25 protein-coding genes are annotated in these 25,873 nt (G+C 64.9%); 12 read left to right on the forward strand and 13 right to left on the reverse strand.

Translation table 11 applies throughout. From position 1 onward, the window contains the following. The 3 genes from GO615_RS09925 to map form a co-directional block, all read left to right on the forward strand. On the forward strand, window positions 1-367 hold a 367-nt coding region (locus tag GO615_RS09925), incomplete at its 5' end, for a hypothetical protein (protein WP_169127468.1). A gap of 81 nt (window positions 368-448) precedes the next feature. Next, on the forward strand, window positions 449-682 hold the full coding sequence (locus tag GO615_RS09930; RefSeq protein ID WP_169127470.1) for a TA system antitoxin ParD family protein: 234 nt from the start codon (window positions 449-451) through the stop codon (window positions 680-682). Further along, on the forward strand, window positions 682-1,509 hold the full coding sequence (gene map, locus GO615_RS09935) for a type I methionyl aminopeptidase (protein ID WP_169127472.1): 828 nt from the start codon (window positions 682-684) through the stop codon (window positions 1,507-1,509). Before GO615_RS09930 ends, map begins: the two co-directional genes overlap by 1 nt. Window positions 1,510-1,551: 42 nt before the next feature. Here map and GO615_RS09940 read toward each other — a convergent pair whose 3' ends face one another. Genes GO615_RS09940 through GO615_RS09950 form a run of 3 tightly spaced genes read right to left on the reverse strand, consistent with a single transcriptional unit; the run spans window position 1,552 to window position 3,630 of the window. Next, window positions 1,552-2,097: a methyltransferase family protein gene (locus GO615_RS09940; protein ID WP_169127474.1), complete on the reverse strand. Its 546-nt coding sequence runs from the start codon at window positions 2,095-2,097 to the stop codon at window positions 1,552-1,554. A gap of 33 nt (window positions 2,098-2,130) precedes the next feature. Further along, window positions 2,131-3,384, reverse strand: a complete 1,254-nt coding sequence (locus GO615_RS09945) for a beta-ketoacyl-[acyl-carrier-protein] synthase family protein (RefSeq protein WP_169127476.1) — start codon at window positions 3,382-3,384, stop codon at window positions 2,131-2,133. Window positions 3,385-3,387: 3 nt separating this feature from the next. Continuing rightward, on the reverse strand, window positions 3,388-3,630 hold the full coding sequence (locus tag GO615_RS09950) for an acyl carrier protein (RefSeq protein ID WP_169127478.1): 243 nt from the start codon (window positions 3,628-3,630) through the stop codon (window positions 3,388-3,390). A 93-nt stretch (window positions 3,631-3,723) separates the two neighbouring features. Here GO615_RS09950 and GO615_RS09955 point away from each other — a divergent pair, with 93 nt between their 5' ends. Then, the gene (locus GO615_RS09955; protein ID WP_246262217.1) at window positions 3,724-4,419 is read left to right on the forward strand and encodes a phosphatase PAP2 family protein; all 696 of its coding nucleotides are present in this window, start codon (window positions 3,724-3,726) and stop codon (window positions 4,417-4,419) included. Window positions 4,420-4,447: 28 nt separating this feature from the next. On the opposite strand, the gene GO615_RS09960 is transcribed toward GO615_RS09955, so the two are convergent. Further along, a complete protein-coding gene (locus GO615_RS09960; protein ID WP_339379997.1) occupies window positions 4,448-4,954 on the reverse strand; it encodes a GNAT family N-acetyltransferase in 507 nt (168 codons plus the stop codon). A gap of 381 nt (window positions 4,955-5,335) precedes the next feature. Here GO615_RS09960 and GO615_RS09965 point away from each other — a divergent pair, with 381 nt between their 5' ends. From GO615_RS09965 to GO615_RS09990, 6 genes are all read left to right on the forward strand, one after another. Then, on the forward strand, window positions 5,336-6,013 hold the full coding sequence (locus GO615_RS09965) for an OmpW/AlkL family protein (protein ID WP_169127480.1): 678 nt from the start codon (window positions 5,336-5,338) through the stop codon (window positions 6,011-6,013). A gap of 150 nt (window positions 6,014-6,163) precedes the next feature. Beyond that, a protein-coding gene (gene prfB, locus GO615_RS09970) for a peptide chain release factor 2 (RefSeq protein ID WP_169127482.1) occupies window positions 6,164-7,268 on the forward strand; the annotation gives its coding sequence in 2 pieces (ribosomal slippage) (window positions 6,164-6,244 and window positions 6,246-7,268; 1,104 coding nt in all). Between the two features lie 21 nt (window positions 7,269-7,289). Continuing rightward, entirely contained in the window at window positions 7,290-8,597 is a 1,308-nt protein-coding gene (locus tag GO615_RS09975) for a replication factor C small subunit (RefSeq protein ID WP_169127484.1), read from the forward strand. Next, on the forward strand, window positions 8,597-9,313 hold the full coding sequence (locus GO615_RS09980) for a hypothetical protein (RefSeq protein WP_169127486.1): 717 nt from the start codon (window positions 8,597-8,599) through the stop codon (window positions 9,311-9,313). The genes GO615_RS09975 and GO615_RS09980 overlap by 1 nt, the downstream gene beginning before the upstream one ends. Then, complete coding sequence (locus tag GO615_RS09985) at window positions 9,313-12,105, forward strand: AAA family ATPase (RefSeq protein ID WP_169127488.1); 2,793 nt, start codon at window positions 9,313-9,315, stop codon at window positions 12,103-12,105. The genes GO615_RS09980 and GO615_RS09985 overlap by 1 nt, the downstream gene beginning before the upstream one ends. Window positions 12,106-12,244: 139 nt before the next feature. Continuing rightward, window positions 12,245-12,877, forward strand: a complete 633-nt coding sequence (locus GO615_RS09990) for a LysE family translocator (RefSeq protein ID WP_169127490.1) — start codon at window positions 12,245-12,247, stop codon at window positions 12,875-12,877. A 224-nt stretch (window positions 12,878-13,101) separates the two neighbouring features. On the opposite strand, the gene GO615_RS09995 is transcribed toward GO615_RS09990, so the two are convergent. The 3 genes from GO615_RS09995 to guaB form a co-directional block, all read right to left on the reverse strand. Then, entirely contained in the window at window positions 13,102-14,202 is a 1,101-nt protein-coding gene (locus tag GO615_RS09995; protein ID WP_169127492.1) for an acyltransferase family protein, read from the reverse strand. 342 nt (window positions 14,203-14,544) lie between these two features. Continuing rightward, entirely contained in the window at window positions 14,545-16,110 is a 1,566-nt protein-coding gene (gene guaA / locus GO615_RS10000) for a glutamine-hydrolyzing GMP synthase (RefSeq protein WP_169127494.1), read from the reverse strand. Window positions 16,111-16,179: 69 nt separating this feature from the next. Beyond that, window positions 16,180-17,640 (reverse strand): IMP dehydrogenase, encoded by a 1,461-nt coding sequence (gene guaB, locus GO615_RS10005; RefSeq protein ID WP_169127496.1) that lies wholly within the window; start codon window positions 17,638-17,640, stop codon window positions 16,180-16,182. Between the two features lie 83 nt (window positions 17,641-17,723). Between guaB and GO615_RS10010 the strand changes: the two genes are divergently transcribed. Further along, the gene (locus GO615_RS10010; RefSeq protein ID WP_169127498.1) at window positions 17,724-18,272 is read left to right on the forward strand and encodes a DUF4124 domain-containing protein; all 549 of its coding nucleotides are present in this window, start codon (window positions 17,724-17,726) and stop codon (window positions 18,270-18,272) included. Between the two features lie 39 nt (window positions 18,273-18,311). Here GO615_RS10010 and GO615_RS10015 read toward each other — a convergent pair whose 3' ends face one another. Continuing rightward, window positions 18,312-18,632 (reverse strand): RnfH family protein, encoded by a 321-nt coding sequence (locus GO615_RS10015; protein ID WP_169127500.1) that lies wholly within the window; start codon window positions 18,630-18,632, stop codon window positions 18,312-18,314. A gap of 2 nt (window positions 18,633-18,634) precedes the next feature. Continuing rightward, complete coding sequence (locus GO615_RS10020) at window positions 18,635-19,072, reverse strand: type II toxin-antitoxin system RatA family toxin (RefSeq protein WP_169127502.1); 438 nt, start codon at window positions 19,070-19,072, stop codon at window positions 18,635-18,637. Between the two features lie 114 nt (window positions 19,073-19,186). On the opposite strand from GO615_RS10020, the gene smpB reads away from it, so the two are divergent. Beyond that, entirely contained in the window at window positions 19,187-19,633 is a 447-nt protein-coding gene (gene smpB / locus GO615_RS10025) for an SsrA-binding protein SmpB (protein WP_169127511.1), read from the forward strand. Window positions 19,634-19,649: 16 nt separating this feature from the next. Here smpB and GO615_RS10030 read toward each other — a convergent pair whose 3' ends face one another. From GO615_RS10030 to GO615_RS10045, 4 genes are all read right to left on the reverse strand, one after another. Continuing rightward, entirely contained in the window at window positions 19,650-21,209 is a 1,560-nt protein-coding gene (locus GO615_RS10030; protein WP_169127513.1) for a protein adenylyltransferase SelO, read from the reverse strand. Between the two features lie 82 nt (window positions 21,210-21,291). Next, window positions 21,292-22,707, reverse strand: coding sequence for an ABC transporter permease (locus GO615_RS10035; protein ID WP_169127515.1), 1,416 nt, complete (start codon window positions 22,705-22,707; stop codon window positions 21,292-21,294). Between the two features lie 3 nt (window positions 22,708-22,710). Then, window positions 22,711-23,688, reverse strand: a complete 978-nt coding sequence (locus tag GO615_RS10040; RefSeq protein ID WP_169127517.1) for an ABC transporter permease — start codon at window positions 23,686-23,688, stop codon at window positions 22,711-22,713. Then, the gene (locus GO615_RS10045) at window positions 23,688-25,859 is read right to left on the reverse strand and encodes an ABC transporter substrate-binding protein (RefSeq protein WP_169127519.1); all 2,172 of its coding nucleotides are present in this window, start codon (window positions 25,857-25,859) and stop codon (window positions 23,688-23,690) included. The genes GO615_RS10040 and GO615_RS10045 overlap by 1 nt, the downstream gene beginning before the upstream one ends. Window positions 25,860-25,873: the final 14 nt, after the last annotated feature.

Raw genomic sequence — 25,873 nt, forward strand, 5'->3', positions numbered from 1 at the left:
GGGAAACCCCCGGGAAACCCCGGTCAAAACCCCGGAAAATCCCGTCCAACCCCCGGAAAAGTTCCGGGAAAACCCCGGACAAACCCCGGAAAATGCCTTTCCGATGTTGCCCGACTGGTCCGGCCCGCTGCGCTTCCTGTACTGGCGTCTGCGCATGGCGCGGGGCGTGTCGCGCCCCAGCCCGCGCACCTGGCATCGTCGGATCGCGGCCGAAAAAAAACGCCTGCTGGATGCAGGCGTCGATTTTTTCGAGCTTCACGCGGTGTGCGTGATCCTACGACGTTCGGAGTATTCCGTTGCTGCCAAGCAGGCGCGTGATTTTCTCGCCAAGCGTGCGCAGCTGCCGCGCAAGCCAGAACCGCCATAATTGGTATTATGTAAACCACGACCGATAACACCATAAATGGTAATATACGGACCATATACACAACGTACATGAGGCCGCCCCGTGGGAATCGTCAAGATCTCCGAGCAGATGCATGAGGCCCTGCGCCGGACCAGCGGCGCGCTCAGTCGCTCCATCAACAGCCAGGCGGAGCATTGGCTGCGCGTCGGAATGCTCGCGGAGCTCAATCCCACGCTGAGCTACCGCGAAATCTGCCAGCTGCTGATCCGGGAAGAGGAGGCGCACGACGCGTCCGGAGCACCCTCCCCGCTGACGAATCTTGGCAGGGCGGCTTGATGGCAAAGACGCAGCAGGTTCCGATCCGCTCGCAGGCGGAAATCGAAATGGCACGTCGAGCCGGTGCACTGGCCGCCGACGTCCTCCGCATGATCGGAGAGCACGTCCGGCCGGGCGTGACCACCGACGAGCTCGATCGCATCTGCCACGACTACATCGTCAACGTCCAACGGGCCATCCCGGCGAATATCGGCTATCACGGCTATCCGAAGACGATCTGCGCCTCGGCGAATCATGTCGTGTGCCACGGCATCCCGTCCGCGAAGCGCCTGACCAGCGGAGACATCCTCAACATCGATGTGGCCGTGGTGAAGGACGGCTGGTACGGTGACAGCAGCCGCATGTACTTTGTCGGCAAGCCCGGCGTCCTCGCCCGGCGACTCGTGCGGACCACCTATGAAGCCATGCGCGCGGGCATCCTCGCCGTCCGTCCCGGCGCGACGCTCGGTGATATCGGATACGCCATCCAGAGCGTCGCCCATCGCGAAGGCTTTACCGTCGTTCGCGAATATTGCGGGCACGGCATCGGCGACGTCTATCACGACGAGCCGCAAGTCCTCCACTACGGCCGTCCCGGAGCCGGCCTCACGCTGGAGCCCGGCATGGTGTTCACAATCGAGCCGATGATCAACGCGGGGCGCCCGGAAACCCGCGAACTGAGTGACGGGTGGACCGTGGTGACCAAGGATCATTCGCTGTCGGCACAGTGGGAACACATGGTCGCGGTCACCGCTGAGGGATTCGAGATCCTTACCCCTTGGCCGGATGGATGCGGGGACTATCCGGCGATCCAGGCCGGCGCAGCGATGCCGGCACAGGCGCTTTGAGCGCAAGGGCACGCGCGCCCTCTTCCGCACGGCTCCCGCCGATCAGAAGATCCACGGAATGAAGCGGCGCGTGCCCTGCATGTAGTCGATGTAGGCCTGGCCGAAATAGGCGATGCATTCCCTTTCATCGGCCAGCGCGGTCAGCAGCACGCAGGCGCTACCGAAAAGGGCGAGCGCGAAGGCGGGCCAACTGGGGGCGCGGAAGAACATGCCCCAGTCCAGCGCGAGCAGCGCGCTGTACATCGGGTGGCGGATGAGGCCGAAGATGCCCTGCGTGACGAGCTCGGAAGTCTTTTCCCAGCTGTAGAGCGAGCCGTCGTCGCGCTGGGTCGGGTCGCGCTTGCCCTCGCGACGCAGCGCGATGAAGCCGAAGACCAGCGGGAGCAGGCTTAACTGCAGGAGGGTTTCGGACAGCAGTTGATCACCTGCCGGCTCGCGATTGAGTAACGTCAGCGCGAGGATGGTCTCCCACGCGAAGAAGCGGTAGAAGCCGTGGCTGCCGGGATTGCGCAGCGGCTTGCGCGACAGCCACAGCAGGCCGGCGGTGCCGGTCAGCAGCAGCGGCAGATTGGAGATCGGCAGGCTCATCGGCGTTTCCGCGTGACGACGGCTCTTCCGGCCTTATTGGCGGACGGCGCGGAAAACGAGCACGGCGTTGCTGCCGCCGAAGGCGAATGAATTGGAGAGTGCCGCTCGCGGCGCGGCTCCGTGGCGGGCGGCCGTCAGGTGTTCGACTCCGGTGCAGGCTGGGTCGAGATTGCCGGCAAGGTTGATGGTGGGCGGCAGAGCGTCGTCGCGCAGCGCGAGTACCGAGGCGATCGCCTCGATGGCGCCCGCTGCGCCGAGCAGGTGGCCGTGCATGGACTTGGTCGCGCTCACCGGCAGCGTTTCCGCCCGCTTCCCGAACACGGACTTGAGCGCAGCGATCTCGACCGGATCGCCCTCGGCGGTAGCCGTGCCATGGGCATTGACGTAGTCGACATCGCCGGCGGCCAAACGAGCATCGGCAAGCGCGGCCTGCATGGCACGGACCTGACCGGCCACTTCGGGACGCACGAGGTGGCTGTGGTCGCAGCTTGCCCCGTAGCCGACGATTTCCCCGTGTATGTTTGCACCGCGGTCCAGCGCGTGATCCCAGTCCTCGAGAACCAGCGCCGCTCCGCCTTCGCCGAGAACCAGGCCGCGGCGATCGCCGGCGAAGGGACGGCAGGCGGAGGGTGAGGTTTCTGCGTTGCCGGGCGCCATGACACGCAGGGCTTCCCATGCGCGCGCGACGCCATAGGCTTGCGGCACGTCTGAGCCACCGGTGACCATGACCGTCGCTTCTCCCGAGCGCACGCGCCGGAAGGCTTCGCCGATGGCAACGGCCGACGATGCGCAGGCGACGGTGTGGCTCGTGCTTGCGCCCCCCAATCCGAGCTGGATCGAGATATGGGCATTGGCGGCGTTGTTCATGCCGAGCAGCACGGAGAGCGGCGACAGGCGTTCGCGCCCCCGCTGCCACAGCTCGCGATAGCCCTTTTCATAGGCGAGCGTGCCGCCGAGCGCGGTGCCCCAGGATACGCCCCAGTCGTCGCGCGATTCCTCACCGGCGCTGCGCGGCAGGCCGGCGGAGTCCCACGCGTCGAAGGCTGCCGCCATGCCGAGTTGTGCGAAGCGGTCCATCATCGCGGCCAGCGGCTTGCCGAGCACGGCATCGGCATCGAACGCCGGACATGCGACAAAGGGAATCGAAAGCGGGCGCGGCTGATCGTCGGTTAGAAGATGGCGGATCGCCGTTTCCCCGGCGCACAGCCGCTTGAAGAAATTCGCCAGATCGCCGCCGTACGGGCTGACCAGTCCCAGTCCCGTGATCGCAACCCGACGCCGGACCATGGCTCAGTGCACGCCGCCGGCTGCGATCAGGCCGTCCATGGCTGTCACCATGTCGCCGACGCTTTTCGGGTTCTCGAGATCGCTCGGGACCTTGATTCCGAAGCGGTCTTCGAAGGCGAACATCAGCTCGAGCATCATCAGCGAGTCGACACCGAGGTCCACCAACAGCGCATCCGGAACGACCTTCTCGGACGCCACGCCCAGGCGCTCGTCGAGAAATTCGCGAATAAGTGCAATTGAATTCATAGGGCGCGAATTCTATATGAAATCAAATGTTTCACCATAGATGGCACGGTCGATCCCGGCGCGCTGGCGGATGTTTGGTACTATCCGCCGGCCATGACGACCCTCTCCGCCACGCCGCTGGATGCGGCACCCCGCTCCGCCTGGTTTCGCCAGCTGGCTAGCCGTTTCGCGACACTCTGGCCGCTCAAGGCAGCGGGAACCATGATCTTCATGGTGTTGTTCTTCTGGGGGTATTTTACGGTTTTGCGCGATCCGCTCACTGCACCGACGATGATGCCGCGCGTTGCCGCGGATGCATGGATCCCCTTTTCCGCGGCCGCATTTCCGATTTACGCAAGCCTGTGGGTGTACGTGTCGCTGCCGCCCGCCTTCATCGGCAGCCTGCGGCCGCTGCTCTGGTTCGGCGTGTGGATCTCCGCCCTGTGCGGGTTCTGCCTCGGTATTTACTGGGTGCTTCCCACCGCGGTGCCACCGGCCGGAATCGACTGGTCCGACTATCCGCAGCTCGCATTCATCAAGAATGTGGACGCAGCCGGCAACGCCTGTCCATCGCTGCATGTCGCATCGTCGGTATTCACCGCGCTATGGCTGGAACGGATCGGGCGATCGGTGGGCGCGCCGACGCTGCTGCGCTGGGGAAATGCCCTGCTCTGCGTGGCAATCCTGTGGTCGACGATCGCCACCCGCCAGCATGTAGTGCTCGACCTCATTGCCGGCATCGCGGTCGGGCTGGCCTTCGCGCTGCCATCGCTTCGGCACATCTCACGGCTGGCGCCGAACGGGCTTTGAGCGTGCGCCAGTTCGGCGCAAGCTCCGCTCAGGCAGCGCCGGGCGGGGGATTTTCGATTGGTTTCTGCCAGAACAGCGCAGTCCCGACGCTCGCATCCAGCGTGTAATCGCTGAATCCGAATTTCGCATACGCCGCCCGTGCGGCGTCGTTGCCGCTGAGCACCTCCAGGGTGATCTTGCAGCATCCGCGCTCCCTCGCGGCCGCCTCGACCGCCGCCAGCAGCAGCTGGCTCACTCCGCGTCCGCGGCACTCCGCGAGGACGACGAAATCGTGGATGTTGATCAGCGGCCTGGCGGCGAAGGTCGAGAGGGTCTCGAAGCAATTCGCCAATCCCACTGCGACGCCGTCCGCTAAGGCGATCAGGCTGAACGCGTGTGGCTGGCGGGCAAGCGCCCCCACGACCCTTTCCTTGACCTCTGCGGGCAATGCCTCGCCTCCGCCCATTGGGTCTCGCGCGTAGGCGTCGAGCAACTCAGTGATCGCATGAGCATGGACGGGGTTGTGATAGTCGGCACGAATGACTTCGATGGGCACGTCGATATTCCGGGACGTTCGGGTCAGGGAGCGACATCATACCTCGATCGTCGAGCCTCGCCCTGCGAATGGCGCCGAGGTGATGTCTGCGCGCCAGTGGTCTATGTAGCAGTGCAGCAAATGCGGGTGCGGGTACCCAATGCGATTTCAGGGGGACACAACCGACTGGATGCCTGGCGATTGATATCGGTTTTCGAGTTCCCTCTGAAACTGGCTTGCCCGCCCGCTTACGGCGATATGCGGGGATAAACCTTGCTATAGGTATGGTTTTTTTGACATTCGTCAAATGTAAGCGAAATTTTTGTGCGACGCACATAACCGGCACTGAAGAGTGGGTACTATGCCCCACAGTTCATTCGCGTCATGCAAGAGGAGTAGCTCATGAAAAAATCGCTCGTCATCGCATCCCTGCTCGCCCTGGGCGCCGCAAGTCCGTTCGCGCACGCCTACAAGGCGGGCGACTTCGTTGTCCGTGCAGGTGCGGCGACAGTAAGTCCGGAAATGGGGGGCTCCGATGTCTCATCGAGTGCCACCGGGAAGATCGCCGGCTCGAATGCCACGGTGAGCGACAACACGCAGCTCGGCCTGACGTTCGGTTACATGCTGACCGACCACGTAGGCGTTGAACTGCTCGCTGCCACGCCCTTCAAGCACAGCGTCAGCGTCAAGGGGCTGCCCGCAGGTCTCAACGGCAAGCTCGCCACCATCGAGCAACTGCCGCCGACCGTTACGCTGCAATACTTTCCGATGGACTCCAGCTCGAAATGGCAGCCGTACGTGGGTGCCGGCATCAATTACACGGCCTTCTTCAATGAAGATCTGACGGATGCCCGCAAGGCTCAAGGATTTTCCCATCTCGATCGCGAGGATTCCTGGGGTCTCGCCCTGCAAGCCGGCATCGACTACATGCTCACGGACAAAGTCGTGTTGAACGCGGCTGTTTGGCGTATCGGTATCGACAGCCATGCCACCGCGCGGCATCCTGTGCTCGGCAAGGTCAAGGTTAGTGTCGAGATCGATCCGTGGGTGTACATGGTCGGCGTCGGCTACAAGTTCTGATTCCGGTAACGCCCGGCGCCGACAACGGCGGCCTGCGGGCCGCCGTTTGCATTTCGGGATCGCGCAGGCGTTGTCTCGCGCGGCCATGCGCGCGGCGCGATCCGATCGAGGTATACTTGTCGGTTTCCCAGAATCGCCCGGAGCCTCGCCATGGAAGCCGAACGCATCAACGCCATCTCCCAGAAACTCGACGACCTGCAGGCCCGCGGTCGCGAACTTCGGAGGTATCTTTGACTACGACGAAAAGGCGTCGAAGCTCGAAGAAGTAACCCGTGCGCTGGAAGATCCGGCGGTCTGGAATAATGCCGAGAAGGCTCAGGAGCTCGGCAAGGAAAAGCGTCAACTCGAGGATGTTGTCGTCAATCTGCGCGACATCGAACAATCCTCCATCGACCTCAAGGATCTTTTCGAACTCGCTCAGGCCGAGGACGACGAGGACACCCTGACCGCGGTTGAAGCCGATCTCTCCCCGCTCGAGGGGAAGGTGCATGCGCTCGAATTCCGCCGGATGTTCTCCAATCCGATGGACCCGAATCCCTGCTTCATTGAAATCCAGGCCGGCGCCGGCGGAACCGAGGCCCAGGACTGGGCGGGCATGCTCGAACGCATGTACCTGCGCTACTGCGAGCGCAAGGGCTTCAATGTCGAGCTGATGGAGGAATCCGAAGGCGAAGTCGCGGGCATCAAGGGCGCCACGATCAAGGTCAGCGGTGAATACGCCTACGGTTTCCTGCGTACCGAGACGGGCATCCACCGCCTCGTGCGCAAGAGCCCGTTCGACTCCAACGCGCGCCGCCACACCAGCTTCTCGTCGGTGTTCGTGTATCCGGAGGTCGACGACTCGATCGAGATCGAGATCAATCCGGCCGATCTGCGCATCGACACCTACCGCGCGTCCGGCGCCGGTGGCCAGCACATCAACAAGACCGACTCCGCGGTGCGCATCACGCACGAGCCGACCGGCGTCGTCGTGCAGTGCCAGAACGACCGATCGCAGCACAAAAACAAGGCCGAAGCGATGTCCATGCTGAAGGCCCGCCTGTACGAGCTGGAACTGCGCAAGCGCCAGTCGGAACAGCAGAAGCTGGAGGACTCCAAGAGCGACATCGGCTGGGGCCACCAGATTCGCTCCTACGTGCTCGATCAGTCCCGTATCAAGGACCTGCGCACCAACTACGAAGTCGGCAACACCCAGGCCGTGCTGGACGGCGACCTGGACGACTTCATCGCGGCGAGCCTCAAGCAGGGTGTCTGAGCGCCCCGCCCGCGCGCACGCATGACGCCCGAGCTCGCCGATTTCCTCGCCCCCGGCGTTGCCGCGGACGACGTGCCCGAACTCGCGCCGCTCGCCGCGGCGCGACCGCTGATCGACGCGTTCATCACCCTGTTCCGCGGCTCCGAGGCGGAGGTCATGCTGCGCCTGCTGGTGCTGCGCGAGATCGGCCAGGAAGCGGAATCGCCGCGCTGGTCGCCCGACGCCCTGCGCTCACGCTTCACCTACCTCGACCCGGTAAAGCTCGAAACCGTCCTGAAGCGCCTGCGCGACAACCAGCTTCTCGCCTACGCCGACGACGGCAATTACCACCTCTCGGACCTCGGCCGCAACGCCGTGGCGGCCATCGCCATGCTGCTGCGCTTCTCGGCCGAAGAGGACGCGGAGTTGGGCTTCCTCACCGCCCAGCTCGCCGGCCTGCAGGCCGTGGGCAGCATTACGCCCGAAGCGCTCGGCCACCTGCTGTCCAAGCTCAACGATCTCACCTGGCACTTCGAGGAGGCGATCGCCTCCGGTTCGGAATTCCAGATCCTCGGTGCGCGCCGCCGACTTTCCGCCAACGAGCGCTGGCTCGCGCGCGGCACGGAGATCCTCAAAGGCCTGCTGGCCGACCCCGAAGTCGATTTCGAGATCGCACGCATCGCACAGCGCATCGGTCTTGCCCAGTCCCGGCTCGCACGCACCGACGCGAGCTTCCAGCGCGCGCTCAACAAGATCGAGGCGCAGCGCGTCACGCTTGGCGCATCAGGGATTTCCTCGTCCGACGTGGCTGCATGGCTGCGCGGGCTCGACGCATCAGCCTTCGCGGCTTTCGCGGAGGGGGCGCTCCTCGTCGTACCCGAGCTGCCCCTGCTCGCAGGCGGCCACGAGCTGATCGACCGCGCCGAAGGCGTGCTCTCCGACGAGATCCGTGCCCGCGAAACCGACACCGCACTGCCGCCCCCTGACGCCGCCGCGGTGAACACTGCCCCCGAGCAGGACGATCTCGCCCTGCTCGAGCATTTTGCCCGGCGCCTCGACACCCTGCCCGATTCCGCCCCATTGCACTCCGTGGTGGCCGGCGGCGGCTTTGCGCCCGCCTCCTATCGCCTGTCGCTGCTGGCCCTGCTCGCAGACGGCGAGTCCGCGGGGCCTGCCGACGGCCCGATCGGCGAATTCATGCGCCTCCCCGTGGACATCCACTTCGGCGATACGCTCGTTCCGGTCGGCGAGGACGAAATCGCCGCCATCTCCGAAGGCAGGGTGATCCCACGCCCGACCGCCTCCGCAGCAGCGGAGCCCGCGAACGCGCGCCCCCTCATGGACGCCTGATGGAACACGAACTCAAGACCCTCACCGCGCGCCTGCTCGCGCATCGCTGGCTGCCGCGCAACGACCGGCTGGTGCGCCGCGCGCTGGTCGACGAGACCTTCCGCGTCGAACTCGACCACCGCCTCGCGGCCGTCGGCCTGCAGCTCCAGGACAACCCTTACGCCGGGCACGTCGCCGCCGTGCTGACCCCGGAGATGTTCGAACCGGTGTTCGGCGCCCGGCGCGAGTACGCGGCAAGCAACGTGGGCCTCACGCGCGACGAGATCGCACTGCTCGTCGTCATCTGGTCGCTCATCATCCTGCCCAAGCGCGAGCGCCAGGTGACCCGGCGGGAGCTCGCCGACGATGGCCAGGGCGACATGTTCGGTGCCGACAAGCCGGTCGTCCACGGCGAAACGGTTTCCAGCGGACTCTCGGAAGCCTCCCTCATCACCGACTTCGGCCAGTTGCTCGGCGGCAAGACCAAGGTCAAGAACTTCATGCTCGGCAAACTCGCCCGCCTGGGCTTCATCGAGCGGCGCAACGGCGTCCTGTACGAAGGCCCCCTGCTCGACGTCGCGCTCGACTATCGCGTGCTTGCCGACCGCATCATCCACGGCACGCTCGCCGATGTGCTCAAGAACGCAGGACATCCGGTCCCCGAAGCCAACGCCTTCGAAGCGGCCGAAGTCCTGCCCGACATCGACGAGGACGACGAAGAAGAGGAAAACGCCTGATGTTCCACATCAAGCAACTGGAACTTGTCCACTGGGACTACTGGCGCCGATTCACGCTGCCGCTCGACGCACAGATCATCACCATTGTCGGCCCCAACGGCTCGGGCAAGACCACCCTGCTTGACGCCCTGCGCACCCTGTTCGCGCTGCGCTGTTCCGGCAAGCGCGACTTCCGCCGCTACGTGCGCCGTGCCGAACGCAGCTTCGCCTGGATCCGCGCCGTTGTCGCCAACAAGCCGGGCGCGACCGGCCGCCGGCCGTTCTTCCCCTGCCTGCACGACGAAGTCACCCTCGCCTGCCGCATCCGTCGCGCCGGCGGCGAATGGACACGCGATTACGCCATCATCGATGGCGACCAGCCGATCGAGGTCCTGGAGCAGACCGAAGACTGGGTCGGACTGCGCGACTACCAGAATCGCCTCGCCTGGGGCGGGCTCACGCCTGCAATCGCCAAAGTCCTCGCCCTCGAGCAGGGCGACACCGACAAGCTGTGCGAGTACTCCCCGCGCGCGCTGCTCGAACTCGTGTTCGACGTCTTCGGCGACAAGGAAGTGCTCGACAACTACCAGGCCGCACGCGAGGAACAGAAGAGCGCCGAGCGCGAGCTCGCCGACCTCGGCCTGGACCTCGACCGTCTGCGCGCCCAGGCCGAGGGGCGGCGCCTCGAGGCAGACAACTACCTGCAGTGGAAGCAGCTCGCGGACGAGACACACGCGCTCGAAGCGGAGATCGTCCCGCGCCTGGAAGCGGCCGAGCTTGCGCGCGAGGTCGCCGCGGAACGTAATGAACTCGCTCGCCAGCGTGGCGAATACGCGCTCAAGCAAGCCGAGCGCCGCGCCGCGCGCCAGCGCCTGGACGAGGTCCAGGCCGAAAAGACCGAGGCGGAGGGCCGCCGCAGCAGCCTTCGCGCCGAGCATGACGCGGCGGCAGCGGCACACCTGCTGGCGCACGACAAGGTGCGCGACTTCGAGAAGCTCGTCACCGAGCGCGACAACCTGCGCGCCCAGCTCGCCGCGGAGCACGGCGCGGACGCCGTTGCGCTCGAGGCGCAGCACGAGGCAGCCGAAGCCGCGCTGCGCGAGCTGAAAGCACGGGAACGCACCCTCGTCGCGGAGTTCGAGGACAAGACCACTTCACTGCGTAACGCCAGGAGCCGCTCGGGGCCGCCGTCCGATCCCGAGGTTGCCCGTTTCCGCACGCTGCTCGACGCCGAAGGGATCCGCCACAGCGGGCTGGCCGAGATCGTCGAAGTCACCGACGCCGCATGGCAGGCCGCGCTCGAAGCCGTGTTGCGTCCCTACCGCCACGTGATCCTGCTCGAGCGCGAGTCCGACCGCCATGCCGCCTGGGCGCTCGGCGAACGCGAGCGCTTCCGCCATTTCGTCGTCCCGGAGCGCGAGGAGGCACCGCCAGCGGTTTCCCGCAGCCTCGCCGAAGTCGTGCGCTTCTCGGCCCCTGTCCCGCGCTGGCTTGCGGATCTGCTCAACCGCATTCGACGCGTCGACAGCGTCGAAGCCGCCCGCGACCTGCCGCGCGAAATCGAATGGATCACCCGCGACGGCTACCACCGCGAACGCCGCGGCGCCCGCCACCTGGGCCGCCCCGCCGAGTTCCATTTCGGCGAACTCGCCCGCCAGGCGCGCATCGCACAACTCGCGGACGACATCGCCGGACTCGATCGCCAACTCCAGCACCTGCGCCCCCGGGTTGCCAGCGCCGCCGACGAACTCACCACCCTGCGCCAGCGCCTGCTCGGCCTGCAATCCGCACAACTGCTCGCCGCCAAGGCCGAAAGCTACGCCGAGGCCGAAGCCGCGCTCCCGTCCGCCCGCGCGGCGTTAACGGCCGCCATTGCGCGATGCGCCGACACGCAGGGGGCGCTGGACGAACTCGCCGGTCGCATCAACGGCGTCGTGATCGAAATCGACCGCCGCAACCGCGAACTGCGCGCCATCGACGGCCGCATCACCGAACTCGAAACCGGTGCTGCACCGCGCCGCCACACCCAGGCGCAGCGCATCCAGCGCCTGCGATCCGTGCGACGCGGCATGCCGGCACACTGGCGCGACCCCGCCGAGATCGCGCTGCTGGCCGAGCGCTACGAAAACGCCGCCGCCGCGAGGCGCGAGCGGGATCGCCTGCGTGCGCGCCTCGACGAGGGGGACTGGGTCAAGGACCCGACCGTCATCACCCTGTCGGATCGGCTCAAGGCGGACGTCGCCCAGCGCGAACGCGACTACCTCGAACGCCAGGGCTACTGCGCGACTGCGCGCCGGCTCACCGAAGAGGCACGCTCCGCGTACATCGCCAAGCTGCGTGCCACCGTGCGCCAGTACGGCAAGAACCTCAAGGCGCTCGGCGAACTTGCTGGCGTCGGGGTGGACTGCCCCACGCCAGCCTTGGGCGACGACGACCTCTCGCTCGGGCAGGCCGGGCTTGAAGTTCGCTTTGACTTCGACCGCAAGGGCGCGGTCGGCCTCAACGACGGCGAAGCCTCGGGCGGCCAGCAGGTCATGAAGTCCCTGATCCTGTTGATCGCGCTGCTGATGGACGACGCCCGCCCCGGCGGCTTCGTCTTCATCGACGAGCCTTTCGCCCACCTCGACGTCGCCAACATCGACCGCGTCGGCACCTTCCTCCGCGCCACGCGCGCCCAGTACCTGATCACCACGCCGGTCACCCACAACGCCAACGTCTTCGCGCCGGCCCAGCTGACGCTGGTCACGCGCAAGAAGAAACCTGGCGAGGACTGGGCGCCGACCATCGGTGTGCTGACACGCGCGCTCGCGTAAATTCTGGGATATTCTTGACAGCTGAGGCCGGGTCGCCCGCTGCGTCGATGACCGTCGGCAGCAGGCGACCGTCAGGAAAAATCTTGGTGCACCGCAAGACTTGCCGCCTCTACGACCTTGATACCCTCGCGCACCGATCATGTTCGAACATTTCCACTGGCTGCCCTTCCTCTTCGCCATCACCGCTCTGACCATGTCACCCGGGCTCGATTCACTGCTGGTCATGCGTAATGCGGCCCGCGGCGGAATGCGCGACGGACTGCTCACCAGCTTCGGCATCTGCCTCGGACTGTTCGCCCACGCCACCGTCTCCGCCCTCGGACTGTCCGTCATTCTGCTCGGCTCGGCGACGCTGTTTGCGGCAATGAAGATCGCCGGCGCGGCCTACCTTGTCTGGTTGGGAATCCAGAGCCTGCGCTCCGCGTGGCACGCGCAGGGCATGCGGATCACGGTGCAAGGTGCGAGGGTCGTTCCGGCGACAACCTCCCTGCGCGAGGGGCTTTTGTCGAATGTGCTGAACCCGAAACCGATCATCTTTTACATGGCCTTCCTGCCGCAGTTCATCGATCCCGCCCACTCGGCGCTCATCCAGTCGCTCGCGATGGCCGCGATCCACTTCACGATCGCAATGCTCTGGCAGGGACTGCTGGCCCTGACGGTAAACCGTGCCCGCAGCCTCCTCGAGCGCCCTCGCGTAAGCCGGATCATGGATGGCGTCACCGGGATGCTCCTCCTGGGATTCGGGGCCAAACTCGCGGCGACGCAGAACTGAAACAACGCCAGCCGCCTTGCGCGGTGCCCGCGGCGATCTAAGCGGCGTCCTCACAGCAGGTGGCCCGCCAACTGGCGCGCCTGGTGAAGTCGCTCACGGGACAAGACTTTGCCGTCCAGCGCGGCGCGGGACACGGAGTCGTCCCCTCGCGCCGTGATACCACGCTTTACATTCACTAGGTGCGTAACTGACGAAGCACCCTCACCGCCCGACCCGGTCACCTTTTACTGGCTGCGCCCGACCGACGCCGCGTACACGGATCGCAGCCGGGCGGACAACCAGTACTGCACCGCATCGCCGCAGCTCCCGACCGAGCGCGCGAAGAACGCATTCCAGAAACTCGCCAGCCGGCGCTCGACCAGCACGTGGATCGCATACGCCACAAGCAACACCGCCATTGCGATCAGTGAATACGCGATCGCACGGTTCCCGTCGTTCGCGAAGCGCGATAGCAGCATGTAGCCGAAATGCGCGTGAATCAGGTATATCGGGTAGGTGAGGCCACCTGCGAGCCTCGACGCGGGAAGCCTGAGCGCGAGCCCCTTCCTCGAGGTCAGGAACACGAAGAAGAGAAACTGGCCGAGCACGACCGCAGCGATCGTCAGCGCCGAGAATTCGACGCCTTTGTTAGCGGTCAACCCTGCTGCCTTGCCAGCCGAAAAGGAGACACACAGCACCAGACTGACCAGCAAGGCTGCGAGCGAAAATCGGCCCTTCTCCTCCATCCGCAGTGCGAACAAAGCCCCGGCGGCAAAATAGGCGTAATAGGCCGACGCATACGGCAAGCTCTCCATGCCAATGGCACGCATGAGCAGGATATAGAAGGGCCACAGCACCAGAGCATGGTGGAGCTTCGACTGAACGCCCGCGGCCAGCATCAGGAACACGGCAAAATAGAAGCCCCATTCGTACTGCAAGGTCCAATACACGCCGTCGACGAAAGGCTGCCCGAACAGCTTCGGAAGCATGGTCAGATTTACCAGGACTTGCGGCCACGTCACCGACATCTTCTCGCCGCCCCAGTGCGCCGCGAAAGCGGTCGTGAAGAGCACAGCAACCCAGAAGGCCGGGAACAGGCGTACCGCCCGGACGCTCAGGAATTGCCCGGCTGTCTTGTTCTTCGCCGAAAAGAAGATCACGAAACCGCTGATCATGAAGAAGAACTCGACACCGAGAAATCCATACTTCGCGAAGGCGACCAGTTCGGGTATGTGGCTGATCGACGTGACCTTGCCGTTACTGATTCCGTTGAAGAAGTAGTGGTAGGCAACGACGGCCAGTCCACCGCCGAAGCGCCCATAGTCGAGCAGTTCCAGTCTTTTCATCCCTTGGCTCCAGCCTGCGGGCGCGAACTCGCGATCGGGACCACGCCGGATTCAACCGCTTCACGCCCTTCCTCGTTCCGAACCTAACAGAAAAGGAAAGGAGCCCCGGCCGTCGGGCGTTGCAAGGTTTTGCAGCCGTTCGTCGGAATCTGGTCAGGGATGTCAGTGATCGCGCGCAATGCCCGATCGGCAATTTCGTCGCGATGAATCAACCACTCACAATTCGGTTCGCATCAGGCGGCATGGAACGTGGATCTGAAAAGAAAAACCCCCTGCACTTGCAGAGGGTTTTTCGCGGACCACCGTTGAGAGTTGTTGGCGCTTTGCAAACGCCGGGGCTCTTCACTCCCACTCGATCGTTGCCGGCGGCTTCCCCGAGATGTCGTAGACCACGCGGTTGATGCCCCGCACTTCGTTGATGATGCGGTTCGACACCTTGCCGAGCAGGCTGTGCGGCAGCTCCGCCCAGTGCGCCGTCATGAAATCCTGCGTCTCCACGGCGCGCAGCGCAACCACGTACTCGTAGGTCCGGCCATCGCCCATCACGCCGACGCTCTTCACCGGCAGGAAGACCGCGAACGCCTGGCTGGTCTTGTCGTACCAGTCCGCCGCACGCAGCTCGTCGATGAAGATCGCATCGGCGCGGCGCAGCAGGTCGGCGAACTCCTTTTTCACCTCGCCCAGGATGCGCACGCCGAGCCCCGGGCCGGGGAAAGGATGGCGATATACCATGTCGTGCGGCAACCCCAAGGCGATTCCGAGTTCGCGCACCTCGTCCTTGAACAGTTCGCGCAGCGGCTCGAGCAGCTTCAGCTTGAGCGTCTCGGGCAGCCCACCGACGTTGTGGTGGCTCTTGATGGTGTGCGCCTTGCCCGTCTTGGAGCCGGCAGATTCGATCACGTCGGGATAGATCGTGCCCTGTGCCAGCCATTTCGCGTTGGGCAGCTTCTTCGCCTCGGCCTGGAAGACCTCGACGAACTCGCGACCGATGATCTTGCGCTTGGCTTCCGGATCGGACACGCCCTTGAGATGCCCCATGAACTGCTCGGTCGCATCGACGTGGATGACTTTCACGCCGAGGCTGCGGGCGAAAGTCTGCATGACCTGCTCTGCTTCGTTCAGGCGCAGCAGGCCGTTGTCCACGAACACGCAGGTAAGCTGATCTCCGATCGCGCGATGCAGCAGCGCGGCGACGACGGACGAATCGACGCCGCCCGACAGGCCGAGGATGACCTCCTCGTTGCCCACCTGGGCGCGCACCCTTTCGATCGCCTCGTTGACGTAGTCCGGCATGTTCCAGTCGTGACCGCAGCCGCAGATCTCGTGCACGAAGCGGGCGATCATCTCCTTGCCCTTGATCGTGTGCGTGACCTCGGGGTGGAACTGCACCGCGTAGAACTTGCGCGTTTCGTCGGCCATCGCTGCGACCGGGCAGGACTCGGTGCTGGCGATCACCTTGAAGCCCGGCGGCAGTTCGGTGACCTTGTCCCCATGGCTCATCCACACGTCCAGGAGCCCGTGCCCTTCGTCGTTGGTACTGTCCTGAATGCCGCGGAACAGCTCGGAATGGCCGCGTGCTCGGATCTCGGCGTAGCCGAATTCGCGCTTACCGGAGCTCTCGACCTTGCCGCCGAGCTGCTGCGCCATGGTCTGCATGCCGTAACAGATCCCCAGCACGGGCACGCCGAGTTCGAACACGGCTTGCGGCGCCTTCCATTCCAGCGCCTCATACACCGAGTTCGGTCCGCCCGAGAGAATGACGCCGGCCGGTGCGAACTCGCGCACGAAATCATCGGAAACGTCGAAGGGATGGAGTTCGCAATACACCTGCTGTTCGCGCACGCGACGGGCGATGAGCTGGGTGACCTGGGAACCGAAATCGAGGATGAGGATTTTCTGGTGAGCCATGGCAACGGTCTCGGGCTACGAAAAAAGGAAAGGCGGCCCGGATGGGCCGCCTTCGGGGTCGGGATCGGATCAATCCACGTGGTAGTTGGGCGCTTCCTTCGTGATCTGCACGTCATGGACATGCGATTCGCGCACGCCCGCCGAGGTGATCTCCACGAACTCGGCCTTGCGGTGCATCTCTTCGATCGTGGCGCAGCCAAGGTAGCCCATCGACGCGCGCAGGCCGCCCACCAGCTGATGGATCACCGCCGTGACGGCTCCCTTGTAGGGGACACGGCCCTCGATGCCCTCGGGCACGAGCTTGTCGGCATTGCCGTCGGATTCCTGGAAGTAGCGGTCCGCTGCGCCCTGCTGCATCGCGCCGAGCGAGCCCATGCCGCGGTAGGACTTGTACGAACGGCCCTGATACAGCACTGTTTCGCCGGGAGCTTCCTCGGTGCCGGCGAACAGGCCGCCCAGCATCACGACGTTCGCGCCTGCGGCGATCGCCTTGGAGATGTCGCCCGAAAAACGGATGCCGCCGTCCGCGATCAGCGGGATTCCGGTGCCTGCGAGGGCCGTCGCCACATTGTCGATGGCCGTCACCTGCGGCACGCCCACGCCCGCGACGATACGCGTCGTGCAGATCGAGCCCGGTCCGATGCCGACCTTGACCGCGTCGGCGCCGGCATCGGCCAGGGCGCGAGCCGCCGCACCGGTGGCGATGTTGCCGCCGATCACCTCGACATGCGGGAAATTCTTCTTTACCCAGCTCACGCGGTCCAGCACGCCTTGCGAGTGACCGTGTGCCGTATCGACGACGACGACGTCCACACCCGCCTCGACCAGCGCCTCGGCACGTTCTTCCGTACCGGCACCGACGCCGAGCGCTGCACCGACACGCAGTCGACCGAGGTCGTCCTTGGCGGCCAGCGGGTGTTCCGTGGACTTCATCATGTCCTTTACCGTGATCAGACCACGCAGTTCGCCGGCGTCGTTCAGCACCAGCACACGCTCCAGGCGGTGCTTGTGCATCAGGCGGCGGGCGTCCTCGAGGCTGTCGCCTTCCTTCACCGTGACCAGGCGATCGGACGGCGTCATGATCGCCGAAACAGGCTGATCGAGATTCGTCTCGAAGCGCACGTCGCGGTTGGTGACGATGCCGACCACGCGCTTGCCCTCGACGACAGGGAGGCCGGAGAACTTGTGCTGACGCGTCAGTGCGACGACATCGCGCACGCTCATCGTCGGCGGAATCGTGATCGGATCCTTGAGGACGCCCGATTCGAACCGCTTGACCTTCGCGACCATGCTGGCCTGCTGCTTGACCGGGAGGTTCTTGTGGATGATGCCGATGCCGCCTTCCTGCGCCAGCGCGATGGCCAGGCGGGACTCGGTCACCGTATCCATCGCGGCGGATACCAGCGGAATATTGATGTTGATGTTGCGCGTCAGCTGTGCCCGCAGGCTGACATCGCGGGGGAGAACCGTTGAGTGGGCGGGGATGAGAAGGACGTCATCGAACGTCAGCGCCTTCTGAATCACTCGCATGGCTTCTATCCTTTCGGCCAAATCCGTATTATACAGACGCCGCGCACTCATGGTAAGCGGCGCTTTTCAATGGAGCCCTTTCGATGCGTCGTCTTAGCCTGCTCGTACTGAGCCTGACCCTCGCTCTGCCCGCTACCGCACAGGTGTATCAGTGGCGCGACGCGCAGGGGCGCATCAACTATTCGGATACGCCACCCCCGACCGGCGCGGCGAAGACGGTCAAGCCGAGCAGCCGCCCCAAAGCGGCTGCGGCCGATGAGTCCGTGCCGGATGAATCCGGCGAGGGGGTGTCGCAGAATCCGGCGGCGGACGGCGCTGCGGGCGAAGCGGGCAAGCAGGCCAAGGAAAAGGCCGATCCGTCCAAACCCAAGACCATGGCAGAAAAGGAAGCCGAGTTCCGTCAGCGCAAGGTGGCCGCGGCCGAGGCCGAAGCGAAGGCGGAAAAGGATCGCCAGAGGGCTGCGGAAGTCGCGCGCTACTGCGACCAGGCGCGCAGCCAGATCGCCGGACTGAAGAACAGCCGCCGCGTCTCGCGCTTCAACAGCGAAGGCCAGCGCGAGCTGATGGACGATACGGCACGCACGGCCGAGATCGAGCGTTCGCAGCGCTACATCGACGAGAACTGCAAGTAAGCGCCGCGCCCGGATGCGTCCGGGAGGCGCCCATGGCCCTTACTCCTCGGCCGGGCCGCCACCCTTTTTCATTACCTTGCCTTCCTCGGCGCGCTTCTTTCGCACCGCTTTCGGATCCGCGATGAGCGGCCGGTAGATTTCCACCCGATCGCGGTCGCGCAGCGCCGTATCCAGGCGCGTGAGTTTGGCGAACACGCCGACCTTGTTGCGGCCGTCGAGCTCGATGTCGGGGTGCTTCACGAGGATTCCGGACGCTTCGATCGCATCGCGCACCGTCGCCCCTTCGGCGACGCGGACCTTGATCAGCTCCTGCTTGGAAGGCAGTGCGTAGGAAACTTCGACGTCGATGAATGCGGCCATTGTCATCCCTTCGGGTGCACCTGCTGCGCGCGCTTGATGAACGATTCCACGAAGGTGTTCGCGATGTGGCTGAACACCGGGCCGAGCACCTTCTCGAGCAGCTTGCTGGAAAACTGGTAGTGCAGGTTGAATTCGACCTTGCACGCGGTATCGCCGAGGGCGGTGAAGCGCCACAGGCCGTCCAGATGCGTGAACGGGCCTTCGCGCAGCCCGATCTTCATCTCCCGTGGATATTCCTTCGCGTTCTCGGTCGTGAAATTCGCCTTGATGCCGTGATAGCTGATGTGCAGCGTCGCAACCGTCCTGCTGTCGGTGCGTTCCTGCACCTCCGCGCCTCCGCACCACGGGAGGAATTGCGGATAGTCTTCGCAGCGGTCGACGAGCTCGAACATCTGCGCGGGAGTGAACTCGATCAGAACCTGCTTTCTGACTTCTGCCATGTGCGTGTGGGACCGGCGCTTAGCCGAACTGCTAAAATGCGCGATTCTACCGCAACGCACCGCCAACGGCCGCTTCCCGAGAAGCGACCGCGCGGCACAGGATCCCGGAACCCCATGAGCATCATCGACAATCGCAAGGCCTATCATGACTACTTCATCGAAGAGAAGTACGAGGCCGGGCTCGTGCTCGAAGGCTGGGAAGTCAAGGCGATCCGGGCAGGCCGCGCGAACATCAAGGAAGCCTACGTGATCATCCGCAACGGGGAGATCTTCATCCTCGGCATGCACATCACGGCGCTCCCCGCTGCGTCATCGCACATCAAACCGGACCCGGTGCGCACGCGCAAGCTGCTTCTCCACGGCAACGAGATCTCCAAGCTCATCGGCAAGGTCGAACGCGCGGGCTACGCGCTCGTGCCGCTCGACCTGCACTACACCAAGGGCCGCATCAAGGCGCTCATCGGCCTGGCGAAGGGCAAGAAGCAGTACGACAAGCGCGAGGACGCCAAGCAGCGCGACTGGGAGCGCGACAAGGCGCGCCTGATGAAGGTCAAAGTCTGACGCGACGGCCAACGGCCTACGAGCTGCATGACAGCATCGAGCAGCCCGCGCGGTTGCGCGCCCAGTCCGGGCGGCGCGCCGCGAAACGCTCGCGACCGGGCTGTTCGTCGTAGGGGCGGCGCATCACGTCGAGCAACTCGGACACGAGGGAATCGTCGCCCTGCTCCGCCGCGTCGATCGCTTCCTGTGCCAGGTAATTGCGCAGCACGAAGCGCGGGTTGACCGCGTTCATGCGTGCTTGCCGCAGCTCGGCGGGCAATCCCTCGGCGCGCAGCCGCGCACTGTAGCGCCCCAGCCACGCTGCGAACGCCGCCTCGTGTTCGCGGCGCTTGTCATCCGAATAGAAGGCTTCAACCAGCGGATCCATCGTCGGCGCCTCCGGGTCGATGCGGGCGAGTTCGCGGAACAGTATCGTCATGTCGACTTCGGCCGCGGTCATGAGCTCGTGCAGGGTTTCGACGAGCTCGTCGTCCTCGTCACGCAGCGCCTCGAAGCCCAGCTTCGCGGCCAACATGCGACGGCTTTCCGTTTCGTACACGGTCGCGTAGCGTGACAGGGCGTCCTGCAGCGGCTCGACGGCACCGAAGGCGGGATACAGCGCGTTTGCCAGCTGGAGCAGGTTCCATTGCGCGACGTGGGGCTGGTTGCCGAAGCGGTATCGGCGCCCCTGTGCATCGGTCGTGTTCGGCGTCCATGCCGGGTCGAAATTGTCGATCCACCCGTAGGGACCGTAGTCGATCGTCAGCCCGAGGATCGACATGTTGTCGGTGTTCATCACGCCATGCACGAACCCCACTCGCATCCAGTGGGCGACGAGCCGCGCAGTGCGCTCGCACACCGAGTGGAACCATGCCACCCGGCGCGCCGCCGTGTTGCCCGTGATCTCGGGAAGATCGCGTGCAATCGTGAAGTCGATCAATTGTTGCAGCACGTCCTGATCGCCGCGTGCGGTAAATATCTCGAAATTCCCGAAGCGGATGAACGAGGGAGCCACGCGGCAGACGACCGCTCCCGGCTCCGCCTGTGGACGTCCGTCGTAGAACATGTCACGGATCACGGCCTCGCCCGTGGCAACGATGCTCAGGGCACGCGTGGTGGGGATGCCCAGGTGGTGCATCGCCTCGCTGCACAGGAACTCGCGGATCGATGAACGCAGCACCGCACGTCCGTCCGCGCGGCGCGAGTATGGCGTCGGCCCGGCTCCCTTCAGCTGGAGCTCCCATCGCTCCCCGTCCGGATTGACGGTTTCTCCGAGCGTGATCGCACGCCCGTCACCCAGCTGCCCCGCCCAGTTGCCGAACTGGTGGCCGCCGTAGCATGCGGCGTAGGGCTCCATTCCGGGAAGGAGGGCGTTCCCGGCGAAGACCTGGGCAAACTCCGGCGAGCGAATGTCTGCCTCGTCGAATCCGACCAGCCGCGCAACCTCGGGTGACCACGCAACCAGGCGCGGGGCGGTGACCGGCGTCGGCATCACGCGCGAATAGCAGGCGCCATGCACCTGACGGACATGTAGCGACTCTTCGGGATCGCCCGGCAGTTCGCGCACGAAGCGATTGTCGAAAACGAGTTTTTTCATTGTGCGGTGATGATTGGGGTTGGGGCTGCCCATCTGAGACGGCCGTCACGGCGCTTTGGTTCGCGGGCGCCCTCCCCCGCGTTCAGGACCGGCGGGGGTCGAAGGCATCGCGCACGACATCGGCGAACAGGTTAGCCGACAGCACAAGCACGAACATGAAGGCGAAGGCGGCCATCAGCGACCACCACACCATGGGTTCGCGCGCGAGCTCCGCGCGTGCCATGTTGATCATCGTGCCGAAGCTGATCGTGGTCGGATCCACGCCGATCCCGACATAGGAAAGAACTGCTTCGGCCAGCACGAGACCGGAAAAATCCATCACCAGGGCGATCAGCACGATGTGCATCACGTTGGGCAGCACGTGGCGTCGCAGGATGGCGGGTGTGCCGACCCCGAAGGCCCGGGCCGCCTGGACGTATTCGAGCTCGCGCAGCTTCAGCGTCTCACCGCGCAGCAGCCGGCACAAGCCCGTCCAGCTCGTGATGCCGAGGATCAGGCACAAGGCCAGGAGTCGCGCATCGGCTCGCTCGGCGGCGGTCGAAAACCATTGCGGGTGGGTGTCGATCACCACCTGCATCATCAGCACCGCCGCGGCGATCAGCAGTACGCCGGGAATCGCGTTCAGGACCGTGTAGACGTACTGGATCACATCGTCCACCCAGCCGCCGAGATACCCCGCGATGATGCCCAGCGCGACGGCAAACGGCAGCATCACGAGGGTCGTCAGCGTCCCGATGATCAGTGCGGTGCGCACGCTCTTGAGCGACAGGTACAGCACATCCTGCCCGACCTTGTCGGTGCCGAACACGTGGTAATACGGCGCGAGCTTGATCGCGAGAATCGATACGACCAGGACGCCGCCAAGCGTCACCAGTGCGGATCGCCACGCCAGAACCGTTTCGCCTCGCCACACGGCGCGCGCCGCCTCGCGCATCCCGTTTCCGCGCCGCCGCGCCAGGATCACGACAAGGATCGCCGCGACCGCGACCCAGAGCTCCAATGCCCCCGCAAGCCCGGTCGCGAGCCGTGTTGCGAGATCCGCATCGCGCTCGCCGATGTCCTCACCGAGATGAGCCCCACCCCATGCCAGTCGCGGATAGATACGCGCCTGCCCGCCTCCTGGAAGCTCGACCGTCTCGCGCGCATACAGCTCGGTCGCGAACGGCGCCGAATAGGTCTTCTCGACGCGCGTGCGCAAGGGGGCGAGCAGCATGTCCAGCGCACTCAGCACCTCCGACGAATAGGCGATCGGCGCATTCGCAGGCGCGCCCTCGGTCGTCGGCAGTTGCTGCCGGAAATGGAGGCTGTCGACCAGCCCGATCACCAGGAAAGCAAGCAGTATCACCGCAGCAGCCATGCCGCTCGGCCGACTCCCGACCCTGCGCCACGCGGCACGCAGCGGCGCCTCCCTGCGAACATGGACGATCGTGACGACCCCTATCCCGAGCAGCAGGAAGAACAGCGCATCGGTCCACAGCAGAACAGGCAGGAATCCCATCGCCTACTCCAGCCTCACGCGCGGATCGACCAGCGTATAGGAAATGTCGGTCAGGATCAGGCCCACGATGTATAGCACCGAACCGATGAACACCATCGCCCGGACCACGGCGAAATCCTGCGCGTTGATCGCGTCGATGGTGTAGCTGCCCAGCCCCGGGATGCCGAAAAACGACTCCACCAGCAGGCTGCCCATGAACAGCAGCGGTATCACCACGACGACGCCGGTAAGGATCGGGATCATCGCGTTCTTCAGCACATGCCGGAAAAGTACTACGCGCTCCGACAAGCCCTTCGCCCGCGCCGTCCGCACGTAGTCGCGCGAGATCTCCTCGAGGAAGATCGTCCGGTACCAGCGCGCACTCGACCCCACCCCGGCGATCACGCTGATCGCCACCGGCAGCACCAGGAAGCGCGTGGCGTCGAGACCCGGGGCGTAGCCCGAGATCGGTACCAGTGCCCACAGTTTGGAAACGAGCCACTGTCCGCCGATGATGTAAAAAAGGCTCGAGATCGACATCATCGCCACACATAGCACGACGCCCCAGAAATCCAGATAGCTCGCGCGGAAGAACACCAGGATCAGCGCCAGCGAGACCGACGCGACCAGGCCCAGCACGAAGGTCGGCAAGGCCAGTGCGAGCGAGGGCCCCATGCGGTCGCGGATCTCCTGCGCGATGTCTCGTCCGTCGTCCGCGCGTCCGAAGTCGAAGCTGAACATCTTCAGCGACTTCTGAAAGAAGATCGTGTCCATGACCTGAGCACTCCCGTGCACCGCGCCATTGAAGAACAGCGGCCGATCGTATCCCCGCTCGGCTTTCCAGCGTTCGATGGCCTCGGGCGTCACGCGCTTCACGCCGAGCTGCATGCGCGCCATGTCGTCGGGCGAATTGACGACGAAGAACAGACCGAAGGTGACGAGATTGACGCCGATCAGGATGGGCAGCGCGTACAGCAGCCGGCGCAGCACGTAAGCGAACATCAGCGGCCGCCTCCCAATGCCGTCGCACGTTCGCGCCGTCGGTAATGGACGAAGGCCGGCGCGATCGCGGCAAGCGCGAGCAGGCCGACCACCACCAAGGGCCACACCACCGGCCGATTCCATTCGGCACGTGCGGCCGAGCGCCGCTCGAGGTCGATGCGCTGGTACTTGAGCGTATTGCGCACCATGCTCCCCGTCTTGCGATTCATCACCCAGCCGTGCTGCAGCGAGTACGCCTTCGGGTGGAAACCGAAAATCCACGGCGCATCGTGCTGCAGAATCGCAACCATGCGATCGATGACCACCTGCCGCTCGGCACCGTCCGGCATGCTCTTCATCCTCTCGAACAAACGGTCGTACTCGGGATTCACATAGTTGGCCGAGTTCTGGCCCGACTCCTTCACCTTTGCCTGCGCACCGTGCAACAGGAAGAGCATGTTCTCCGGATCCGGATAGTCGGCGTTCCAGCCGAAGAAGAACAGCTGCGCGTTGCCCTCGCGGATCTTGTCCTGGAAGCGGTTATAGTCGGTCGCGCGCACCACGAACTGCACACCGAGCTCGCGGAACTGCTTGGCCAGCCAGTCGGAGCGCGACTTGTCGCCCAGGCCGCCCGGCGTCGTGTCCAGATTCAGGATCAGCGGCTCCCCGGTCTTCGCATCGCGCCCGTCGGGATAGCCCGCCTCGGCCAGCAGGCGGCGCGCCACCTCCTTGCTGCGCCGTACCGCCCGCCCGTCACGCCATTCGTACACCACCGGATTGATGCCCGCCTCGCCGTCGCGTGCGCCGAAGATACCCGGAGGAATCGGATGCATCGCCGTCACGCCGCGCCCATTCAGGAAGATCGACACGAACTCGTCCATGTCCAGCGCGACGGAGATCGCCTGGCGCAACTTGCGTGCCCGCGCCTGTCCCTCCGCATCGGCGCCGCCTCCGACCACGCTGTCGAGCATGTTGAAACCGAGGTAGAAGATCGAAGGCGACACCGACGTCAGCAACTCGATCCCTTGCGCGCGCATCTCGTCCGACAGCGACACCTCCCCCTGGCTCGTCATCGTCACGGCCTGATCAAAATTGTCCGACGAGACGCCGGAAGCGTCGTAATAGCCCTGCAGGAACTTGTTCCAGTACGGAATACCTTCCCGCTCGCGGGTGAACACGACCTTGTCGATGAAAGGCATCGACTTGCCGCAATCCGCAAGCAGTCCGGCTTCCTGGTCGCCCGGTTCGCCCTCGCACGGGAAGCTCTCGCCGCGGAAATTCGGATTCCGAGCGAGCACCATGCGCGCGTTCGGATTGTTTTCCGACAGCATGTACGGCCCGGTCCCGATCGGCCACCAATCAAGTGTCAGGTTGCGTTCCGCCATGCCCGGCTGTCCGTAGAAACGATCCGCCTCGGGCGGAACCGGCGCGAAAAACGGCATCGACAGCCAATACAGAAACTGCGGATAGGCGCCCTTCAGCGTGATCCGGTAGGTGTAGCGATCGACGATCTCGATGCCGGGGATGGCGTGACGTTCCAGATCGAGCGCATCCGAACTTCGCGATACCTCTTCGGCCAGCGTCTTCTGCAAGGTCTTGAGGCCCGGAAGATACTCCGCGATCAGCTCGAAAATCGGCGAGTGCAGGCGCGGATGTGCGAGCCGCTTGATCTGGTGGACGAAATCGCCCGCCTCCAGCTCGCGCGTGCCGGCCTCGGCAAAGTCGGCAAGGCTGCGTACGCTCTGCAGATCGGCTGCGGACAGGCTCGCATAGCGCAGAGAGCCGTCTGCCTCCCGGGCAAGCGCCGGGTGCGGCTGATACAGGATGCCCGGCCGGATCCGGATCTCATACACGCTCCTGGCAACCTGCGACGCAGGGGCGTTCTCCGGCAGCTCGCGCCCCGACTCGTCGTAGCGCCGCACGAGCGGCATGGTCGCCGCGCTGCCCGGAACCAGCGTGTACGGCCGCTTCAGGTAGTGATACTGGAGCGGCGGCTCATAGATCTGATACAGGAAGGTCGCCTCATCTTCACTGTACGACTGCACCGGATCGAGGTGCTTGGGACGGTCCGTGAATGCCGAGTACATGATATTGCGTCCCTGCTCCGACGCCGGATAGGGGTCGTTCCACACCGGCCCGCAAGCAGCGAGCAAGGCGAAAAACACCAGCAGGAGCGGGAAACGGCGCAACATGGCGAGCGATTCTA

The sequence above is a fragment of the Aromatoleum evansii genome, assembly GCF_012910805.1.
Lineage (GTDB): Bacteria > Pseudomonadota > Gammaproteobacteria > Burkholderiales > Rhodocyclaceae > Aromatoleum > Aromatoleum evansii.

What these genes read in the sequence shown, in the direction of transcription:
- map (WP_169127472.1), top strand. Translation starts at nt 682, where the DNA reads ATGGCAAAGACGCAGCAGGTTCCGATCCGCTCGCAGGCGGAAATCGAA.
- GO615_RS09940 (WP_169127474.1), bottom strand. Translation starts at nt 2,097, where the DNA reads ATGAGCCTGCCGATCTCCAATCTGCCGCTGCTGCTGACCGGCACCGCC.
- GO615_RS09945 (WP_169127476.1), bottom strand. Translation starts at nt 3,384, where the DNA reads ATGGTCCGGCGTCGGGTTGCGATCACGGGACTGGGACTGGTCAGCCCG.
- GO615_RS09950 (WP_169127478.1), bottom strand. Translation starts at nt 3,630, where the DNA reads ATGAATTCAATTGCACTTATTCGCGAATTTCTCGACGAGCGCCTGGGC.
- GO615_RS09955 (WP_246262217.1), top strand. Translation starts at nt 3,724, where the DNA reads ATGACGACCCTCTCCGCCACGCCGCTGGATGCGGCACCCCGCTCCGCC.
- GO615_RS09965 (WP_169127480.1), top strand. Translation starts at nt 5,336, where the DNA reads ATGAAAAAATCGCTCGTCATCGCATCCCTGCTCGCCCTGGGCGCCGCA.
- GO615_RS09975 (WP_169127484.1), top strand. Translation starts at nt 7,290, where the DNA reads ATGACGCCCGAGCTCGCCGATTTCCTCGCCCCCGGCGTTGCCGCGGAC.
- GO615_RS09980 (WP_169127486.1), top strand. Translation starts at nt 8,597, where the DNA reads ATGGAACACGAACTCAAGACCCTCACCGCGCGCCTGCTCGCGCATCGC.
- GO615_RS09985 (WP_169127488.1), top strand. Translation starts at nt 9,313, where the DNA reads ATGTTCCACATCAAGCAACTGGAACTTGTCCACTGGGACTACTGGCGC.
- GO615_RS09990 (WP_169127490.1), top strand. Translation starts at nt 12,245, where the DNA reads ATGTTCGAACATTTCCACTGGCTGCCCTTCCTCTTCGCCATCACCGCT.
- GO615_RS09995 (WP_169127492.1), bottom strand. Translation starts at nt 14,202, where the DNA reads ATGAAAAGACTGGAACTGCTCGACTATGGGCGCTTCGGCGGTGGACTG.
- guaA (WP_169127494.1), bottom strand. Translation starts at nt 16,110, where the DNA reads ATGGCTCACCAGAAAATCCTCATCCTCGATTTCGGTTCCCAGGTCACC.
- guaB (WP_169127496.1), bottom strand. Translation starts at nt 17,640, where the DNA reads ATGCGAGTGATTCAGAAGGCGCTGACGTTCGATGACGTCCTTCTCATC.
- GO615_RS10010 (WP_169127498.1), top strand. Translation starts at nt 17,724, where the DNA reads ATGCGTCGTCTTAGCCTGCTCGTACTGAGCCTGACCCTCGCTCTGCCC.
- GO615_RS10015 (WP_169127500.1), bottom strand. Translation starts at nt 18,632, where the DNA reads ATGGCCGCATTCATCGACGTCGAAGTTTCCTACGCACTGCCTTCCAAG.
- GO615_RS10020 (WP_169127502.1), bottom strand. Translation starts at nt 19,072, where the DNA reads ATGGCAGAAGTCAGAAAGCAGGTTCTGATCGAGTTCACTCCCGCGCAG.
- smpB (WP_169127511.1), top strand. Translation starts at nt 19,187, where the DNA reads ATGAGCATCATCGACAATCGCAAGGCCTATCATGACTACTTCATCGAA.
- GO615_RS10030 (WP_169127513.1), bottom strand. Translation starts at nt 21,209, where the DNA reads ATGAAAAAACTCGTTTTCGACAATCGCTTCGTGCGCGAACTGCCGGGC.
- GO615_RS10035 (WP_169127515.1), bottom strand. Translation starts at nt 22,707, where the DNA reads ATGGGATTCCTGCCTGTTCTGCTGTGGACCGATGCGCTGTTCTTCCTG.
- GO615_RS10040 (WP_169127517.1), bottom strand. Translation starts at nt 23,688, where the DNA reads ATGTTCGCTTACGTGCTGCGCCGGCTGCTGTACGCGCTGCCCATCCTG.
- GO615_RS10045 (WP_169127519.1), bottom strand. Translation starts at nt 25,859, where the DNA reads ATGTTGCGCCGTTTCCCGCTCCTGCTGGTGTTTTTCGCCTTGCTCGCT.